Origin of the sequence: Rhodococcus ruber NBRC 15591 (assembly GCF_001894945.1) — a bacterium.
GTDB classification, from domain to species: domain Bacteria; phylum Actinomycetota; class Actinomycetes; order Mycobacteriales; family Mycobacteriaceae; genus Rhodococcus; species Rhodococcus ruber.
The window spans coordinates 155690-172421 of sequence record NZ_BCXE01000025.1; the positions used below are offsets into that span (position 1 = coordinate 155690).

A 16732-nucleotide genomic window follows, 5' to 3' on the forward strand; every position below is an offset into this window, starting at 1 on the left:
CTGCGGTGCCAGTTGCTCAACCGCCGTGGTGTTCGCCGTGGTCGGCCGGAACGGTGGAGGTCGGCACCGGACTCGGTCCCGGCGCCGGATCGGGATCCGAGCGGCCGGTCAGGGCCGGTCCGATCACGAACGCCGACAACGCGAACATCACCGCGAACACCACCAGGGCGATCGTTGGGGCCTTCCAGGTGGCGAACCGCCGATACAGTCGGCGCAGCAACGGAATCGAGAGCACCACCCCGAGGGCGAAGAACAACAGGTTGCCCCCGGCTCCGGTGACCAGCGCGGCGCCGGCGATCAGGCCCACGTGATGCAGCACGTGCGGCACGAGCCCCATCACCGCGCCGAGGGTCGCGGACACGGCGTTCCAGGCTGCGGCCAGCGGACGCTTGTGTGACGGCAGGGCCGCCGAGGGGATACTCGTGGCTTCGGCGGTGCCGGGACGGTCACCGGGAGGAGTTGTCATACGCAGGCTCCGTTGTCTCCAGGCGCTTCTTCAGGCGCGGTAGGACAGGGTCGTCATCATCCCGGCTTCCTGGTGGTAGGCGTTGTGGCAGTGCAGGGCCCACTGGCCGGGGTTGTCGGCGTCGAACTCGATCTCCACGGTCTGCATCGGGCGCACCGTCACGGTGTCCTTGCGGGCTCCGCCGTCGACCAGGGCGAAGGTGTGGCCGTGCAGGTGCATCGGATGGAACATGTCGGACATGTTCCGCAGCCGCATCCGCACCCGTTGTCCCTCGGCGACGGTCAGCGGCGCGGCGTCGGGGAAGGTGGCGCCGTTGAGCATCCACCGGTACGGCATCATCGTGCCGCCCATGTCGACGCTCAGGTAGTTGTCGTGGGAGCGTCGGGGCAGGCGAACCTGCTCGGCCGGGGACAGGTCGGTACCGAGCAGCACCAGTCGATCCAGCTCGTCGGGCCGGGTATCGGTGGTGGCTGTCCCGGCGGCGGTGCGCACAACGGCCACCGCATGACCGGGTTTGCCTTCGGCGTCGGCGAAGAGCGGGAACACCCCGTCGGCGAGGGTGACCAGCACATCCAACCGTTCGCCCATGCCGAGCAACACCGCGTCGGTGTCGACCGGTGTCACAGGAAAGGCGTCGCTGTGGGTGACGGTCATCGCATGTCCGCCGAGCCCGACGCGAAAGGCGGTGTCCGAGGCGGCATTGACCAGCCGGATCCGCACCCGCTGTCCCGGCGCGGCGGTCAAGGTCACCGGGTCGACAGGGGTGCGGCCGTTGAGCAGGTAGTACGGGTAGTTCACATCGCCGGCGCCGCCGAGCAGGTCCGAGCGCATGCTCTCTGCACCCATCATCGAGCCCATGTCGCCCATCGCGCCGTGGTCCATCATCGAGCCCATCCCACCCGTGCGGGGGGCGGGCCGGCCGGGGGCCGGCATGCCGAGCTCGCGGGCGACATCCTCGGGGGTTCGACCGGTGCCGTCGACCCAGTCGTCGAGCACGACGACCCATTCGTCGTCGTAACCGCCTGGCTCGGCCGGATCGTCGATCACCACCACTCCGTACAGTCCGCGGTCGAGTTGCAGCCCGCTGTGCGAGTGGTAGAAGTAGGTGCCTGGGTGCGGGGCGGTGAATTCGTACGTGAACGACTCCCCGGCCGTGATGGGCTGCTGCGTGAGTCCCGGGACCCCGTCCATGTCGTTGCTCATCGCGATGCCGTGGAAGTGGATGCTGGTGTCGACGTCGAGCCGATTGTCGACCTGCACTCGCAGCAGATCTCCGGCTCCGGCTCGCAGCAGCGGACCGGGCAACGAGTCACCGTATCCCCAGGTCGACACCACCGCACCGCCGAGTTCGACCTGCACCGGCCGCGCTGTCACCTGCGCGGCGACCACCGTCTGCCCTGCGGTACGGCGCTGGGCCTCGAGCCGGCGCACCACCTCGGCACTCGGCCCGACCGGATCTCCCGCCACACCGGGGCGGGCGCAGCCGGTCAGCCCACCGAGGGCCATCGCCCCGGCGGCTGCGGACGCACCGAGCAGAAACGAACGGCGGGACATCTGCATCACACGATCTCCTGGATCGACTGGCGACGACAACGCACGACACGGGGTCGGCGCCACTCACGGTTGGGGACGCAGGGCCCGACGCCGGGCCCGGTACTCCTCGGCGTCGATCTCGCCCCGGGCGAACCGGTCGTCGAGGACGCGCAGTGGATCCCCCGATGTCGGGCGCGGTGGCTTACCGGTGCGGAACACTGCGGCGATGCCGAAGACCACCAGGGCCCAGAAACCGATCATCACCAGCCCCATGACCATCCAGCCGGCCCAGCCCATCGCACCCGTACCCCACATCACGGCTGCTCCCTTCTCGAAAGTCTCGCATCCGAGTCTGGGTGCGTTACCCGACGCCGGGGGTGGGGGTTCGATGAAGGTTCGCTGAAGAACGTCGCCACCAGCCTGCTGCGACGGCCACGATAGGACCATGGCCTCCGGTTCCGATCAGCTCGTCCCTGTACCCGCCGCGACCGCACCGGGCCCCCCGACCGGTCTGCGGGCGCTGGTCGTCGAAGACGAAATGGCGCTGGCCACGGTGGTAGGCACCTACCTCGAACGCGCCGGCTTCGAGATCACGCTCGTACACGACGGGCTCGCTGCCGTCGAGCGTGCCCGCCAGGTCGATCCGGATGTCGTGGTGCTCGATCTGGGGTTGCCGCGTCTGGACGGGATCGAGGTGTGCCGGCAGCTGCGCACGTTCTCCGATGCCTATGTCGTGATGCTCACCGCCCGCGCCGACGAGATCGACACCCTCGTGGGGCTCTCGGTCGGCGCCGACGACTACATGACCAAACCCTTCAGCCCCCGCGAACTCATCGCCCGCATCCAGGCAATGCTGCGTCGCCCCCGGCCCTCGACCGGCGACAGCATTGCGTCTGCGTCGTCCGGCGCCGACACCGGCCGCCGTACCTTCGGATCATTGACCCTCGATGCCGCCGGACGCGAGGTGTGGGTCGACGGCGTCCCGATCGCATTGACCCGCACCGAATTCGACATCCTCGCTGCGCTGTCGGCGCACCCCCACGTCGTGTTCACCCGGGCGCAGCTCATCACCGCGGTGTGGGGGCCGAGCTGGGTCGGTGACGAACACCTGGTCGACGTGCACATCGGGCATCTGCGTCGCAAGCTCGGTGACGACGCCACCCGCGGGGTGTTCGTCCGCACCGTGCGTGGGGTCGGATACCGCATGGGAGCCGGGCAATGACGACCCCACCCGCGGCCGCAGGACGGAGGTCCGGGCGTCGCAGTGCAGGCTTCGGCAGCCGACTACTGGCCGCGCAAGCGATCGTCGTCGTCGGCGGCGCAATCAGCGCCTGGCTGGTGGCCGCCGCCGTCGCCCCGGGACTGTTCCACAATCACCTCCAGCAGGCCGGTATCGAGCACGTCTCGACCGAGGCGGCGCACGTCGAGGAGGCGTTCACTTCGGCGATGATCATCTCGTTGGCCATCGCGCTGGTGGTCTCGGCGCTGATGGCGCTGGCGGTGAGCTGGTATTTCACCCGCAGGGTGCAGCGCTCGGTCACCGGCGTGGCCACCTCGGCCACCGAGATCGCCGGCGGCCACTACGACGTGCGTCTGCCCGGCCCCGGTCTCGGCCACGAGTTCGACCAGCTCGCCGAAACATTCAACAAGCTCGCCGATCGGCTGGACTCGGTGGAAACCACCCGGCGGCGCATGCTCTCGGATCTCGCGCACGAGATGCGCACCCCGCTGGCCACACTCGATGCCCACATCGAGGCCCTCGAAGACGGCATCCGGGTTCCCGACGCCGAGACCCTCGCGGTCCTACGGTCGAGCACTGCCCGGCTCGGACGGCTTGCCGAGGACATGGGCGCCGTCTCCCGTGCCGAAGAAGGCCGGCTGTCCGTCACGCCCGCGCGCACCGACACCCGCTCCCTCGTCGACGCCGCCGTCCGCGTCGCCGCCGACCGCTACGCCGCCAAGGGCGTTGCGCTTGTCGAAGACGTCGAGCACCCCGACGCGGTCACGGCCGACCCGGATCGGATCGGGCAGGTGCTGGGCAATCTGCTCGACAACGCCCTGCGGCACACGCCGACCGGGGGCACGGTCACCCTCGCCGCCACCACCGTCGACAGCGACGTCGAGATCACCGTTACAGACACCGGCGACGGCATCGCCCCCGAACACCTGAGACACCTGTTCGACCGGTTCTACCGTGCCGACCCCTCCCGTCGCCGGCAAGAAGGGGGCAGCGGCATCGGGTTGACCATCGCCCGCGCCCTGGTCGAGGCCCACGGCGGTACGCTGACCGCCTCCAGCGGCGGACCCGGAACCGGCGCCCGATTCACCGTGCGCCTGCCCGCCACCGCCGCCGCAGGTGCCCGCAGCACCGCGCGCACCATCCCTGCCCGCGGTACCGCGCAGGCCGGCACCAGCGGACGGGGGCGGCGATGAGGAAGCTCTCGCTCGACGCGCTCGCCCGGCACCTGGCCGCGCATGCCGCCACCGCATCCAGCGGTCGAAGTGCCGAAACCGTTTACGGTGGGCACGACCATGTGCTGCGGCAGACTCTGATGGTGTTGCAGGCCGGGCAGTCCACGGCCGAGCACGTCGGTCCCGGTGAGGCAACGGTGTACATCCTGCGCGGGCGGTTGCGGGTCGTCGCCGACCAGGCGAGCTGGGACGGGCGCGGCGGGGACCTGATCGCCCTGCCCCGCACCCGGCACCGGATCGACGCCGTCGCCGACACGGTCGCGCTGCTCACCGTTGCCAGCTACTGACCTGCCGGGTGGTTCAGAGCCCGGCGCCGGGCCGCGGTGTGCTTGCCGGGGCCCGGCGGAACAACCAGGCCGCCACCGCGGTGAGCCCGACCAGCCACCCCAACGCGGCCAGCAGCGGGCCGGCGGTGTCGAAGCTGTCGGTCAGCCCGCCGTCGAGGATCATCCGGGTCGCGCCGTAGCCGGGCAGCAGCTGCGCCCACTGCGGCGGCTGCGGACGAAGCATCGGACTCTGCCCGATCCCCAGATCCAGGAAGGGCACCAAGAACGCGATGAACACGCCGCCGACCCGCCCGAACAGCGGCCCGAGGCACACGCCCACCAGCCCGTAGGTCCATGCCAGCAGTAGATTCCCGGCCGCGTACAGGCCCCACTGACGGGCATCGAACACCGCGGCGGTGACCAGCAACGACGAGGCGGTCACCACCATCGCCGCCACCGCGATCACCGTCAACCGGACCGCCAGCAGCACCCCGGCGCCGAAGCCGGCCAGCGACAGTCGCCGATCACCGCTGCGCGCATCGAGCACCACGAACAACCCGGCCAGCGCCGACAGCGACGCAATCGCGATCGGAGTCATGGTCCCGGCATGCACGTCCGGCAGCCAGAACACCTCCGTCACCGCCTGTCCGTCCTCGACCAGGGAGAACATTCCGAACTCGGGGACGGTCATCGCCTTCGACAAGGCGATGAACACGATCGGCACCACCACCAGCAGCACCCACAGCACCGGATTGCGGCGCCAGTCCCGCAATCCCATGGTCAGACCGACCGAGAACCGGTCCGCCCGCCCACCCCGGCCGGTGCGCTTGCGGTGCCCGTGCAATCCCCCGACGGTGGCGGTGACCACCATCGCCCCGAGCAGCAGCGCCCCGGCCATCCACACCAGTGCCCATCCCAGGTCCCCGACCTTCCCGCCGTGTCGGGAAGGCACATCCACCATCCACAGCGTCACGAAGTGGGTGGGAAATCCGCGGGTGGCCACCCGCTGCGCCGAGCCGATCGCCGGCCCGAAGAACACGTCGACGATCCAAACGAACAGGATCAGCACGGTGCCGTTGACCGGGTTGCGCACCAGTGCCCCGACCATCGCCCCGATGGCCAGATAGATCACCGCGAACATCATCGTGCCCACCGTCACCCGCACCGGAGCATCGATTCCGACCCGCACCGCCAGCGCCAGCAACGCCACCGCCGAGACCAGCACCGCCAACACCACTCCGGTACCGAGCCGGGCCAGCACCAGCCGCCGTGCCGTCAGGCCCGCCGACACCAGTCGACGGTCCGCCGCGCGGGCGGCATTGATCTGGAAGTACATCGCGATCCCGGCCAGGAAACCCGCCGCCCACCCGGCCGTCGCCGTTTCCACCGCCGGGCCGCTCGCACCCCCGAGCAGCCGGGCCGCATCGGCCATCGCGCCGGCCGCAACGATCACGAACACCACCGGCACAACCACCAGCACCAGCAGATTCACCGGGTTGCGGGCGTAGTCGGCCAGGAACCGGCCGCTCAGCGCCCGGACATCGTCGACCGCGGACCGCGCGGTGGGGGTGAGGATCATCGCGGCACCGTCCGCCCCTCCCGCAGATCGACGATGCGATCGAACCGTTGCTCGTCCGCCACGAAATGACTGATGATCAGCACCGAGCGACCCGCCTGCTGACGCTGCGCCACGATCTCCCAGAACCGCAGATAGGTGTCCCAGTCGAACCCGGCATACGGCTCGTCCAGCAACAACACCTCCGGATCGGCCAGCAGCGCCAGCCCCAGGTTCAGTTTCGCCAGCGTCCCGCCGGACAACCGGTCGGCACGGGTACCGGCGTAGCGGTCGAACCCCAACGCGGTGTACAGGCGGCCGCGGGAGAGGTGCGCGGCCTCCGGACTCATCCGGTACGCCCGTCCGAACAACTCGAAGTGCTCGTCGCAGGTGAGCCGGTCGTAGACCACCGGCTGCTGCGGGCAATAGCCCAGTCGCCGCGGACGACGCACACTGCCGGCATCGGCCCGCAGATCCCCGACGAGAATCTTCATCAGCGTCGATTTGCCCGAGCCGTTCTCCCCCACCAACCCCACCACCTCGCCGGGGTGCAACTCCAGTTCCGCCCCGCGCAGCACCGCGGTGCGGTGCCGCCGCGGCCACCAGCCACGACCGAAACTCTTCTCGACCCCCTCTGCCGTCAGCAGCGGGGCCTGGGTCGAACCACCCGATCCACCTACGGATTCCGCAGAACCAGCTTCGGGTGCAGACATCTCTCACCTCGGAGGCATGCGCGCGCCACCGGCGCCTTCTCCGACCGCGGTTGCGGCGGGTTCACCCACCGTAGGTGTCCACTTCTGTAGTCGGGCACGAAATCCCGTGAAGATCTGTTGAAGAAGCTCATCCGATACCGGTGCTGCCCACCGCTACCGGCTGGCGCCGAGCCGGGAATCCGACTCGGTCCGCTACGCAGGTGGGCTGCGACAAAGCTTCGCTAGGGCAGCAGGCCCTGCCGACGGGCCTCGACGACCGCCTCGTGCCGGCTGCCCACCTCGAGCTTGCCCATCAGGTTGCGCATGTAGCTCTTGACGGTCTCCACACTCAGCGCCAGCCGCTCGGCGATCTCGGCGTTGCGGCACCCGAGCGCCACGTACGCCAGCACATCCCGCTCCCGCGCCGACAGCCGCACCGCCGGTGCCGCATTGCCGCCGGTCAGTGTCCGCAGCTTCTCCTCGACCTCACGCAGGCGCGCTTCGATCGCCGGGTCGGACGTCTGTGCCGCGATCTCCCGCAGGGCCAGGTAGCTCTCGGTGATGCCCTCCGACACCGCCGCGGACACGGCCGGCGGGGCGGCGGCACGGGCGTTGTCGATGAGAGCGACCCGCCGGTCCACCTCGTCGCGGATCTCGATCTCGCGGGCGAGGGTGCGGGCCGAGCGCAGCACCTGCTCGACGACGACGTCGCCGATGGGCAGGTTGGTGCGCAGGCCGCCGTACAGGGCGGCGCGGGTGCGGCGGCGCACCACCACCGGCACGGCGAGCAGCGACTCGATGCCCTCCCCCGCGACCTCGCGGTCGTACTCGTGGGAGATCTGGCGGGAGTTGAAGTAGTCCGACACCGCGCCGGGCCGCTGCTCGGCGACCACCTTGCCGCCGAGCCCGCACTCGGAGCTGATCACCAGGTCGCGGAGGATGCCGCTGCGCGTGCCGACGAACCCGGACAGCAACATGTCCCCGCCGTGCACGGTGCCGCCGAACAGCACGGGCATCCCCGTGGAGGTCTGGAGGCGGCGCAGCTCGGCGCGCAGCGCGTCCTCGTCGCTCGGCCGCAGCTGCGCGTGCCGACCCGTCGGCGCAGCAGTCGACGCCCCGAGCCTCTCCGACACAGAACTCACCGGAACCACCTCCGAGACCACGAATACCCACTTCGGAGGGTAGCGGGGGATCTCCCGTGACCCATAGCCTCCACCCGTTCCGGTGTTGCAGCGATCACAATGGCGTACACCGACCGAGTGCCGAAGTTCCGGAGGTATCCGTGTCCACCCCGTCGTCCACCCTCACGTCCAGCACCGCCGCCCGAACGGCGAACCACACCCCGCTCAGCCCGCTGCGGTTCCTCGAGCGATCGTCGTCCGTGTTCCCGGATCGCACCGCGATCATCCACGGGGACCGCCGCTACACGTACGCGCAGTTCGCCGACGAGGCACAGCGCTTCGCACGGGTTCTGCGCAGCCGCATCCAGCCCGGCGACCGGGTGGCGTTCCTGGCGCCGAACGTGCCGGAACTGCTCATCGCGCACTTCGCGGTGCCCCTCGCCGGCGGGGTGCTCATCGCGCTGAACTCACGGCTCGCCGGACCCGAGCTCGAGTACATCCTCGGTCACGCCGAGGCGTCGCTGCTGTTCGTCGACTCGGAGTTCGTCGGATCGGTCGCGGGTCTCGCGGACAGCGTGCCGTCGCTGACCGAAGTCGTGGAGGTGCCGGATTCGACGGTTCCGTACCCGGACGTTCCGGCCGGGATCGTCACCGCCCGGTACGACGAGTTCCTCGCTGCCGCCGACGGGCTCGACGACACCCCGTTGCACTGGGGCGTCGACGACGAGGAACAGGTCATCACCCTGAACTACACCTCGGGCACCACCGGCAAGCCGAAGGGCGTGATGTACACGCACCGCGGCGCGTATCTCAATTCCTTCGGCGAGACGTTCCACAACGGGTTCGACGGGAAGACGCAGTACCTGTGGACCCTGCCGATGTTCCACTGCAACGGGTGGTGCACGCCGTGGGCCGTCACCGCGGCCGGCGGTACGCACATCTGCCTGCGGGCCGTGCGGGCCGACGCGATCTGGGACGCCGTCGACAACCTCGGGGTCACCAACCTGTGCGGCGCTCCGGCGGTGTGCTCGACCATCGCCGAAGCCCCGCAGGCCCACCGGCTGGACCGGCCGCTGCGGATCACCACGGCGGGTGCGCCGCCGTCGCCGACGGTGATCGCCCAGCTCGAGAAGATCGGCGTCACCGTGGTGCACGTGTACGGCCTGACCGAGGTCTACGGGCCGTACACGATCTGCGAGTACCAGGACTCGTGGGACGACAAGCCCGCCGAGGAACGCGCGGCGCTGCTGTCGCGTCAGGGCGTGGGCATGCTGCAGGCGGAGAACGCGCGCGTCGTCGACGCGAACATGAACGACGTGCCCGCCGACGGGCAGACGATGGGCGAGATCGTGCTGCGCGGCAACAACGTCATGGCGGGCTACTTCAAGGATCCGGAAGCCACGGCGAAGGCGTTCGAGGGCGGCTGGTTCCACACCGGCGACCTGGGCGTGATGTACCCGGACGGCTACATCCAGCTCAAGGACCGCGCGAAGGACATCATCATCTCCGGGGGCGAGAACATCTCCACCGTGGAGGTCGAGCAGGCCATCGTGAGCCACCCGGCCGTGCTGGACGTCGCGGTGGTGGGCGTGCCCGACGAGAAGTGGGGCGAGCGGCCCAAGGCGTTCGTGATCCTGAAGAAGGACGAGACCGTCACGGCCGAGGAACTCATCTCCTACACCCGCACGTTGCTCGCCGGGTACAAGGTGCCGCGGGAGATCGTGTTCCCGCTGGACCTGCCGCGCACGCCGACCGGCAAGATCCTCAAGTTCGAGCTGCGTGCCGCGCACTCGCCACAGGCCTGAGGCCGGCCGCGGCGCAAGGATCGGCGGCGCGGCCGTTTCGACTTCGATGCGGCGGATTGGATACTGACAACCATGGCACTCGGTCCCGACTCCACCCGCCGCATCGACGCGACCGGCCCCGATCCCGCCCAGTTCCGGGTGCACGTGGTGACGCAGGCGATCCGCCTGTTCTCCGAGTACGGCTACGAGTCGACCACCGTCGAGCAGATCGCGTCGGCCGCGGGGGTCTCGCGCCGGACCTTCTTCCGGCAGTTCCGCTCGAAGGAGGACGTGATCTTCGCCGATCACGAGTCGCTGCTCGAGCAGGTCGCGCGGTACCTGTCGGGGCATTTCGCGGATCCGTGGGCGGCCACCGCCGAGGCCGCGGAGCTGGTGTTCGGGCACTTCCGGGACAAGCGGGAGCTTGCGGTGTGGCGGTACCGGGTGGTGCAGCGGGTGCCCGCGCTGCGTGAGCGGGAGCTGGTCACGACGTACCGCTACGAGCGGCTGTTCACCGACTACCTGCGTTCCGCCGTGCCGTCGGAGTCGGGGGTGCGGATCGTCAGCTTCGCGGCCGCGATGACCGCGACGCACAACTTCCTGCTGCGCGCGATGATCCGCGGCGACGAGTCCGCGACGGCGGAGGAACTGCGCCGCGCGCTGCTCGAGGTGCGACGGTCGTTCGGTGTCGCACCGGGACAGGGCGGGGCCCCCGATGCCGCGCACGCCACCGGCGAGCGGGCGATCACGGTCGTGACCTATCCGCCGGGTACCCCGCCTGCGGAGGTCGCCCGTCGGGTGCAGGCGCAGCTCGAGGGGACACCGGACTGACGTCGCGGGGGACAACCGACCAGCACAGCCATTGACTTGGCACTGAGTGCCGTGCTTCACTTGATGCAATTTCATGACGTCGCGCGCCCTACGTCCGCTAGGGTGAAGGCGACACCAACTCAGATACTGGCACTGCGTGCCGATAGGAGTCCGCCGTCATGGCCTTCAACCCGGAGTTCGGTCTGTTCAAGCTGAACGAGGAGCACGACGAGCTTCGCGCCGCGATCCGCGCGCTGGCCGAGAAGGAGATCGCGCCCTTCGCCAAGGACGTCGACGAGAACTCCCGCTTCCCGCAGGAGGCGCTCGACGCCCTCAACAAGTCCGGCCTGAACGCGATCCACGTCCCCACGGAGTACGGCGGCGACGGCGCCGACTCCGTCGCCACCTGCATCGTCATCGAGGAGGTCGCGCGCGTCTGCGGTTCGTCCTCGCTGATCCCGGCCGTGAACAAGCTCGGCACCATGGGCCTGATCCTGTCCGGCTCCGAGGAACTCAAGCAGAAGGTCCTGCCCGACCTGGTCAAGGGCGAGATGGCGTCGTACGCGCTGTCCGAGCGGGAGGCCGGCTCGGACGCCGCGGGTATGCGTACCCGCGCCAAGGCCGACGGCGACGACTGGATCCTCAACGGCTCGAAGTGCTGGATCACCAACGGCGGCAAGTCCAGCTGGTACACCGTCATGGCCGTGACCGACCCCGACAAGGGCGCCAACGGCATCTCCGCCTTCATGGTCCACAAGGACGACGAGGGCTTCGTGGTCGGTCCCAAGGAGAAGAAGCTCGGCATCAAGGGCTCCCCGACCGCCGAGCTGTACTTCGAGAACTGCCGCATCCCCGGCGACCGCATCATCGGCGAGCCCGGCACCGGCTTCAAGACCGCCCTCGCCACGCTGGACCACACCCGGCCCACCATCGGTGCGCAGGCCGTGGGCCTGGCCCAGGGCGCGCTCGACGCCGCGATCGCCTACACCAAGGACCGCAAGCAGTTCGGCAAGCCGATCTCCGACTTCCAGGGCGTGCAGTTCATGCTCGCCGACATGGCCATGAAGGTCGAGGCCGCACGCCTGATGGTGTACACCTCGGCGGCACGCGCCGAGCGCGGCGAGCCGAACCTCGGTTTCATCTCCTCCGCCGCCAAGTGCTTCGCGTCCGACGTCGCGATGGAGGTCACCACCGACGCCGTGCAGTTGTTCGGCGGCGCCGGATACACCACCGACTTCCCGGTCGAGCGCATGATGCGCGACGCCAAGATCACCCAGATCTACGAGGGCACCAACCAGATCCAGCGGGTCGTCATGTCCCGCGCGCTGCTGCGCTGACCCCGCGGCAGTAAGTTCACCCTGGTCCAACCTTCGTAACGAGGAGAATCCCCCGTGGCAGTGGAATTGATCGGCGTGGTCGGTGGCGGCACGATGGGTGCCGGCATCGCCGAGGTGTGCGCCAAGGCCGGCAGCGACGTCATCGTGCTCGAGACCAGCGAGGAATTCGCCGAGGCGGCACGCAAGCGTGTCGCCGGCTCGATCGGCAAGGGCGTCGCCCGCGGCAAGATCACGCAGGAGGAGGCCGACGCCGCCGTCGCGCGGGTCCGCGTCACCACCGACGTCACCGATCTCGCCGACCGTGATCTCGTCATCGAGGCGGCGCCCGAGATCGAGTCGCTCAAGGTCGACATCTTCACCAAGCTCGACGCGGTCGTGAAGCCGTCCGGCATCCTGGCGACCAACACCTCGTCGCTGCCGGTGATCAAGATGGCCCAGGCGACGTCGCGTCCGGGTCAGGTCGTGGGTGTGCACTTCTTCAACCCGGTGCCGGTGATGCCGCTGGTGGAGATCATCTCGGCGCTGACCACCGAGGAGGAGACGGCGAACGCCGTCTTCGACTACGTCAAGAACACCCTCGGCAAGACGACGGTCCGCGCCGGCGACCGCGCGGGCTTCATCGTCAACGCGCTGCTGATCCCGTACCTGACCTCCGCCGTGCGGATGCTCGAGTCGGGCTATGCGACGAAGGAAGACATCGACGCCGCGATGAAGGGCGGCTGCGGCTACCCGATGGGTCCGCTCACCCTCATCGACACCGTCGGCCTCGACGTCACGCTCAACGCCGCCCAGTCGCTGTACGACGAGTTCGCCGAGCCGCACTACGCGCCGCCGGCGCTGCTGCGCCGCATGGTCGACGCCGGCCGTCTCGGCCGCAAGACCGGCCAGGGCTTCTACAGCTACAACTGAGCCTCACACCGCGGACCCCCGTCGAGTTCTCGGCGGGGGTCCGTGCCGTCGTCGTCCCCGCGCGGGGTGGTGCTGTATGCGCCCGTAAATGCCCGCGCGACAAGGTTTTGCGCGCGCAAGTGCACGGCCGGGCCTAGGCCGGCGGCGCCTCCTGCTGCGACCCGGCGATGCGGTCCTCCATGCGCCGGTGCAGGGCGCCGATCCGCGAGTCGAGGTCGCGGGCACGCTCGGCTGCCGCGCCCAGCTCGTCGAGCATCTCCGGCGGCAGGTGATCGGCGAATCCGGTGCGCAGCCGGGTCGCCACGAACTCCCACGATTCCATGATCCCGGTGCGGATCTGCACCTCGACGCGCACCGCGCGCACGCCGTCCGACCGTGCCACCGGAACCTCCACGACGAGGCACAGACCCCGGTATCCGTCGGGACCCGCGCGTCTGATGTAGTCCCGCGCCTCCACCACCCGCACGTCCCGCCGGACGGCGAGCAGATCCCGCAGCCGGTACACGTCGGCGTTCACTCCGCACGTGATGCGGATTCCGGCGAGCCCGGACGACGGCGCGGCAGCGGCTGTCCACGACTCGACGTGTTCGACGGGGTCGTAGCCGTGACGATCGACGAACTCGTCCCGCACGATTCCGACCTTGGTCCGCAAGTCCTCCAGGGCGAATCCGCCGGACCTGCCGACACCGGCCGGATCCCGTCGGGGGCTGTCAGTCCGCTCGGGTCCGATCCCCGTCATCGCCAGCCTCCTCGACGCGCGTCTGCGGATTCGCCGGCCCTGCGCGACGACCGTCGCGCAGCACCTGCCGCAACGTCCGCGGCGATACGCCCGCCTCGCGGCGAGCCTTGCCGCGGGTGACGAGCACCCCGACGATCGCCACGATCCACACGGGATACTGCGCCAGCCAGGCGACCCGGAACGCCTCGAAGGTGTAGCCACCGAGACGCTGCAGGATCACCCCCATCGCCTGGATCACCAGCAGGGACGCCAGGAATCCGCCGATGTTGACCATGCCCTGGGCGGTGCCGAGCGCGGTGCTCGGGTTGAATGTCCGCGCATAGTCGAATCCGATCATAGACCCGGGCCCGCCGACCGAGATGATCACGATCAGCAGGACGAGCAGCCACATCGGGGCCGGCGCCGGCAGCAGCAGCACGATCGTCCACATCACCGCGTTGCTCACCATGATCGACAGCACCAGCCACGAGCGGTGCAGCGGGAAGCGGCCGCTGAGGATCCCGAGCACCGGGCCGGCCGCGATCGCCGACACCACGGAGAGGGTGAGCAGCGAACCGGCGGCGGCCGCGGACAGTCCCTGCGCCGACTGGAGATACGGCATGCCCCACAACAACGCGAACGTGGTGATGGAGAACTGGGTCCCCATGTGGGTGAAGAACCCGAGCCGCGTCCCCGGCCGGCGCCACACCACCCCGAGCTGCCCGAGCACCTGCCGCATCCCCGCAGCCTGGGTCCGCACGACCACGCCGGGCGGTGCATCGCGCACCACGGCCACGGCGAGCACGCACGCGAGCACCCCCAGAGCGGCAGCGCTCGCGAAGGCCGCGCTCCACCCCGATCCGTTCAGGATCAGCACGAAGGGCAGCGCCGAGAGCACCTGCCCCAGTTGCCCGAGGATGCCCGTGAGCTGGGAGACCAGCGGCACCCGTCGCACGTCGAACCACACCGGCACCAGTCGGAGCACCGAGATGAACGTGAGCGCGTCGCCCGCGCCGACGAAGACTCGGGCCGCATAGGCGGCGGGCAGGGATTCGGTGAACGCCAGCACCAGCTGCGCCGACGCCATGATCGCCGCACCCGAGGCGATCATCACCCGCGAACCGAACCGGTCGAGCAACACCCCGGCCGGGATCTGCATGCTCGCATACACCACGATCTGCAGGACCACGAATCCGGAGAGCACGGCCGGAGTGATGTCGAAACGTTCGGTGGCGGCGAGACCGGACACGCCGAACGACGTGCGATGCATGACGGCCACGACATAGGCGAAGACACCCACGCCCCACACCCACCACACCCGTTTCATGATGAAACGACCCTACGCGGCGAGGCGTCTACCCGCCGGTAGTCACTCCCGGCCCCACGACACCCAGGTCGGGTCCGCGGCCCGCCCGCCCACGACGGTGTCGGCGAGGGCGTCGAGCCGGACGAGCTGCTCGTCGGTGAGCCGCACGTCGAGTGCCCCGGCGTTCTCGGTGACGCGCGCGGCGTAGCGGCTGCCCGGGATCGCGATCGACGGCAACCCGAACTGCCGCGCCCTGGCGTCGAGCCACGCCAGCGCCACCTGGGCGACGGTCGCCTCCGCCTCGTCCGCGACCGCGCGCACCGCGGCGCGCACCTGCAGGTTGGCGGGCAGCGCCTCGGCGTCGAACCGGGGGAAACGCCGGCGCAGATCCCGGTCGCCGATCTGTCCGGCGTCGAAGTCGTCGGTGAGCAGACCCCGGCTGACCGGCGAGTACGGCACGAATCCGATGCCCAGCTCGGCGGCCGTCGGCACGACGTTCTTCTCGACGTCACGGGAGACGATGCTCCATTCGGACTGGATCGCGGCGATCGGGTGCACGGCGTGCGCGCGCCGCAACTCGTCGCCGGTGGCCTCGGACAGGCCGATGTGCCGGATCTTGCCCGCCTGCACCAGCTCGGCGAGGGCGCCGACGGTGTCCTCGATCGGGACGGTCGGGTCCACGCGGTGCAGGTAGTACAGGTCGACGCTGTCCACCCCGAGCCGGCTCAGGGACTCGTCGATCGCCCGCTTCGCGTATTCGGGGCGGCCGTCGATACCGCGGTTGCCGGTACCCAGCGCGCCGACCAGGCCGAATTTGGTGGCCACCTGCACCTCGTCGCCGCGATCCTTCAGCAGCTTCCCGACGACCCGCTCGCTGGTGCCGTCGCCGTAGACGTCGGCGGTGTCGACGAACGTGATGCCGAGATCGACCGCGTGATGCAGCGTGGCGAGGGCCTCGTCGAGGTCGACCGGGCCGTAGGCGGGCGAGACGGACATCGCGCCGTATCCCTGGGCACTGACGGTCAGGCCGGGCGCGAGGGCGACGGTGGGGACGGGCATGAATTCTCCAGTGCATGTCGGACGAGCGGGAGGCGCGCCGGGCGCGCCTGCTCGATCCTTCCGAACATCGGCATCCGGCGCACGTCCGGGAAACCCGGTGCCGTCGCCACCACCCGCCTACGCTGAATCCATGTCGTACGACTGGCTCGAATTGCAGCGCATCGCCCGGCAGGGTTTCGAGAACCGGCTCTCGGCGGTCACCGACTGGTCCGCCCCCACCCCCGACACCGAATGGGACGTCGCCACGCTGGTCCGGCATGTGGTGGACGAGCAACGGTGGGTGCCGCCCCTCCTCGCCGGAAAGACGATCGCCGAGGCGGAGGCCGACCTCGTCCCCCTCGGCGACGACCTGTCGGCCGAGTGGGACCGGCACGCGGTCGACGCGTCCGTCGCGTGGGCGTCCACCGATCCGGACAGACAGGTACACCTGTCGTACGGGATGGTCCCCGCGCGGGACTATCTGCGACAGCAGGTGGGCGACATCGCGATCCACACCTGGGATCTGGCGCGGGCCGTCGGCGCCGACGAGACCCTCGACCCCGACCTGGTGACGGCCGTCTGGGAGGACCTGCAGCCACAGCGCGAGATGCTGGGTGCGAGCGGGCTGTTCGCGCCGCCGGTGCCGATGCCCGACGACGCGCCCCTGCAGGACCGGTTGCTGGCGCTGACCGGGCGCGACCCCCGGCCGGGAGGAACGCGATGAG

Annotated in this window: 17 protein-coding genes; 8 read left to right on the forward strand and 9 right to left on the reverse strand. The window is 69.9% G+C overall.

Translation table 11 applies throughout. The features are described 5' to 3' along the window. Positions 1–16: 16 nt before the first annotated feature. From RR3_RS17850 to RR3_RS17860, 3 genes are read right to left on the reverse strand one after another with little or no spacing between them, the layout of a single operon-like run. A complete protein-coding gene (locus RR3_RS17850) occupies positions 17–466 on the reverse strand; it encodes a hypothetical protein (protein WP_010593680.1) in 450 nt (149 codons plus the stop codon). Positions 467–496: 30 nt separating this feature from the next. After that, positions 497–2026 carry a multicopper oxidase family protein gene (locus tag RR3_RS17855; RefSeq protein ID WP_010593681.1) on the reverse strand — a complete coding sequence of 510 codons (1530 nt, stop codon included), beginning with the start codon at positions 2024–2026 and terminating at the stop codon, positions 497–499. Positions 2027–2083: 57 nt separating this feature from the next. Next, complete coding sequence (locus RR3_RS17860) at positions 2084–2314, reverse strand: SHOCT domain-containing protein (RefSeq protein ID WP_010593682.1); 231 nt, start codon at positions 2312–2314, stop codon at positions 2084–2086. A 205-nt stretch (positions 2315–2519) separates the two neighbouring features. Between RR3_RS17860 and RR3_RS17865 the strand changes: the two genes are divergently transcribed. Genes RR3_RS17865 through RR3_RS17875 form a run of 3 tightly spaced genes read left to right on the forward strand, consistent with a single transcriptional unit; the run spans position 2520 to position 4758 of the window. Then, positions 2520–3221 (forward strand): response regulator, encoded by a 702-nt coding sequence (locus RR3_RS17865; protein WP_026137774.1) that lies wholly within the window; start codon positions 2520–2522, stop codon positions 3219–3221. Then, positions 3218–4432 (forward strand): sensor histidine kinase, encoded by a 1215-nt coding sequence (locus RR3_RS17870; RefSeq protein ID WP_010593684.1) that lies wholly within the window; start codon positions 3218–3220, stop codon positions 4430–4432. The genes RR3_RS17865 and RR3_RS17870 overlap by 4 nt, the downstream gene beginning before the upstream one ends. After that, a complete protein-coding gene (locus RR3_RS17875) occupies positions 4429–4758 on the forward strand; it encodes a cupin domain-containing protein (RefSeq protein WP_010593685.1) in 330 nt (109 codons plus the stop codon). The genes RR3_RS17870 and RR3_RS17875 overlap by 4 nt, the downstream gene beginning before the upstream one ends. A 13-nt stretch (positions 4759–4771) precedes the next feature. Here the strand turns inward: RR3_RS17875 and RR3_RS17880 are convergent, their stop codons facing one another. The 3 genes from RR3_RS17880 to RR3_RS17890 form a co-directional block, all read right to left on the reverse strand. After that, a complete protein-coding gene (locus RR3_RS17880) occupies positions 4772–6316 on the reverse strand; it encodes an ABC transporter permease (RefSeq protein ID WP_010593686.1) in 1545 nt (514 codons plus the stop codon). Next, a complete protein-coding gene (locus RR3_RS17885; RefSeq protein WP_228287123.1) occupies positions 6313–7005 on the reverse strand; it encodes an ATP-binding cassette domain-containing protein in 693 nt (230 codons plus the stop codon). Before RR3_RS17885 ends, RR3_RS17880 begins: the two co-directional genes overlap by 4 nt. A gap of 221 nt (positions 7006–7226) precedes the next feature. Further along, complete coding sequence (locus tag RR3_RS17890) at positions 7227–8117, reverse strand: helix-turn-helix transcriptional regulator (RefSeq protein ID WP_082061355.1); 891 nt, start codon at positions 8115–8117, stop codon at positions 7227–7229. Between the two features lie 149 nt (positions 8118–8266). On the opposite strand from RR3_RS17890, the gene RR3_RS17895 reads away from it, so the two are divergent. The 4 genes from RR3_RS17895 (at position 8267) to RR3_RS17910 (ending at position 12945) form a co-directional block, all read left to right on the forward strand. Then, a complete protein-coding gene (locus RR3_RS17895) occupies positions 8267–9910 on the forward strand; it encodes an acyl--CoA ligase family protein (protein ID WP_017680811.1) in 1644 nt (547 codons plus the stop codon). Positions 9911–9982: 72 nt separating this feature from the next. Then, positions 9983–10720, forward strand: coding sequence for a TetR family transcriptional regulator (locus tag RR3_RS17900; protein WP_010593690.1), 738 nt, complete (start codon positions 9983–9985; stop codon positions 10718–10720). A 158-nt stretch (positions 10721–10878) separates the two neighbouring features. After that, a complete protein-coding gene (locus RR3_RS17905) occupies positions 10879–12036 on the forward strand; it encodes an acyl-CoA dehydrogenase (RefSeq protein ID WP_010593691.1) in 1158 nt (385 codons plus the stop codon). A 60-nt stretch (positions 12037–12096) separates the two neighbouring features. Continuing rightward, entirely contained in the window at positions 12097–12945 is an 849-nt protein-coding gene (locus RR3_RS17910; protein ID WP_010593692.1) for a 3-hydroxybutyryl-CoA dehydrogenase, read from the forward strand. A 133-nt stretch (positions 12946–13078) separates the two neighbouring features. Here RR3_RS17910 and RR3_RS17915 read toward each other — a convergent pair whose 3' ends face one another. Genes RR3_RS17915 through RR3_RS17925 form a run of 3 tightly spaced genes read right to left on the reverse strand, consistent with a single transcriptional unit; the run spans position 13079 to position 16028 of the window. Beyond that, complete coding sequence (locus tag RR3_RS17915; protein WP_017680813.1) at positions 13079–13684, reverse strand: GTP pyrophosphokinase; 606 nt, start codon at positions 13682–13684, stop codon at positions 13079–13081. Beyond that, positions 13656–14990, reverse strand: coding sequence for an MFS transporter (locus RR3_RS17920; protein WP_017680814.1), 1335 nt, complete (start codon positions 14988–14990; stop codon positions 13656–13658). The genes RR3_RS17915 and RR3_RS17920 overlap by 29 nt, the downstream gene beginning before the upstream one ends. A gap of 42 nt (positions 14991–15032) precedes the next feature. After that, positions 15033–16028 (reverse strand): aldo/keto reductase, encoded by a 996-nt coding sequence (locus RR3_RS17925; protein WP_017680815.1) that lies wholly within the window; start codon positions 16026–16028, stop codon positions 15033–15035. A 130-nt stretch (positions 16029–16158) separates the two neighbouring features. On the opposite strand from RR3_RS17925, the gene RR3_RS17930 reads away from it, so the two are divergent. Further along, entirely contained in the window at positions 16159–16731 is a 573-nt protein-coding gene (locus RR3_RS17930) for a TIGR03086 family metal-binding protein (protein ID WP_010593696.1), read from the forward strand. The last annotated feature ends 1 nt before the right edge of the window (position 16732 follow it).

Coding starts and splice junctions, on each gene's coding strand:
- RR3_RS17905 (WP_010593691.1), top strand. CDS start 10,879: ATGGCCTTCAACCCGGAGTTCGGTCTGTTCAAGCTGAACGAGGAGCAC.
- RR3_RS17860 (WP_010593682.1), bottom strand. CDS start 2,314: ATGTGGGGTACGGGTGCGATGGGCTGGGCCGGCTGGATGGTCATGGGG.
- RR3_RS17855 (WP_010593681.1), bottom strand. CDS start 2,026: ATGCAGATGTCCCGCCGTTCGTTTCTGCTCGGTGCGTCCGCAGCCGCC.
- RR3_RS17875 (WP_010593685.1), top strand. CDS start 4,429: ATGAGGAAGCTCTCGCTCGACGCGCTCGCCCGGCACCTGGCCGCGCAT.
- RR3_RS17920 (WP_017680814.1), bottom strand. CDS start 14,990: ATGAAACGGGTGTGGTGGGTGTGGGGCGTGGGTGTCTTCGCCTATGTC.
- RR3_RS17925 (WP_017680815.1), bottom strand. CDS start 16,028: ATGCCCGTCCCCACCGTCGCCCTCGCGCCCGGCCTGACCGTCAGTGCC.
- RR3_RS17870 (WP_010593684.1), top strand. CDS start 3,218: ATGACGACCCCACCCGCGGCCGCAGGACGGAGGTCCGGGCGTCGCAGT.
- RR3_RS17885 (WP_228287123.1), bottom strand. CDS start 7,005: ATGTCTGCACCCGAAGCTGGTTCTGCGGAATCCGTAGGTGGATCGGGT.
- RR3_RS17850 (WP_010593680.1), bottom strand. CDS start 466: ATGACAACTCCTCCCGGTGACCGTCCCGGCACCGCCGAAGCCACGAGT.
- RR3_RS17880 (WP_010593686.1), bottom strand. CDS start 6,316: ATGATCCTCACCCCCACCGCGCGGTCCGCGGTCGACGATGTCCGGGCG.
- RR3_RS17930 (WP_010593696.1), top strand. CDS start 16,159: ATGTCGTACGACTGGCTCGAATTGCAGCGCATCGCCCGGCAGGGTTTC.
- RR3_RS17915 (WP_017680813.1), bottom strand. CDS start 13,684: ATGACGGGGATCGGACCCGAGCGGACTGACAGCCCCCGACGGGATCCG.
- RR3_RS17900 (WP_010593690.1), top strand. CDS start 9,983: ATGGCACTCGGTCCCGACTCCACCCGCCGCATCGACGCGACCGGCCCC.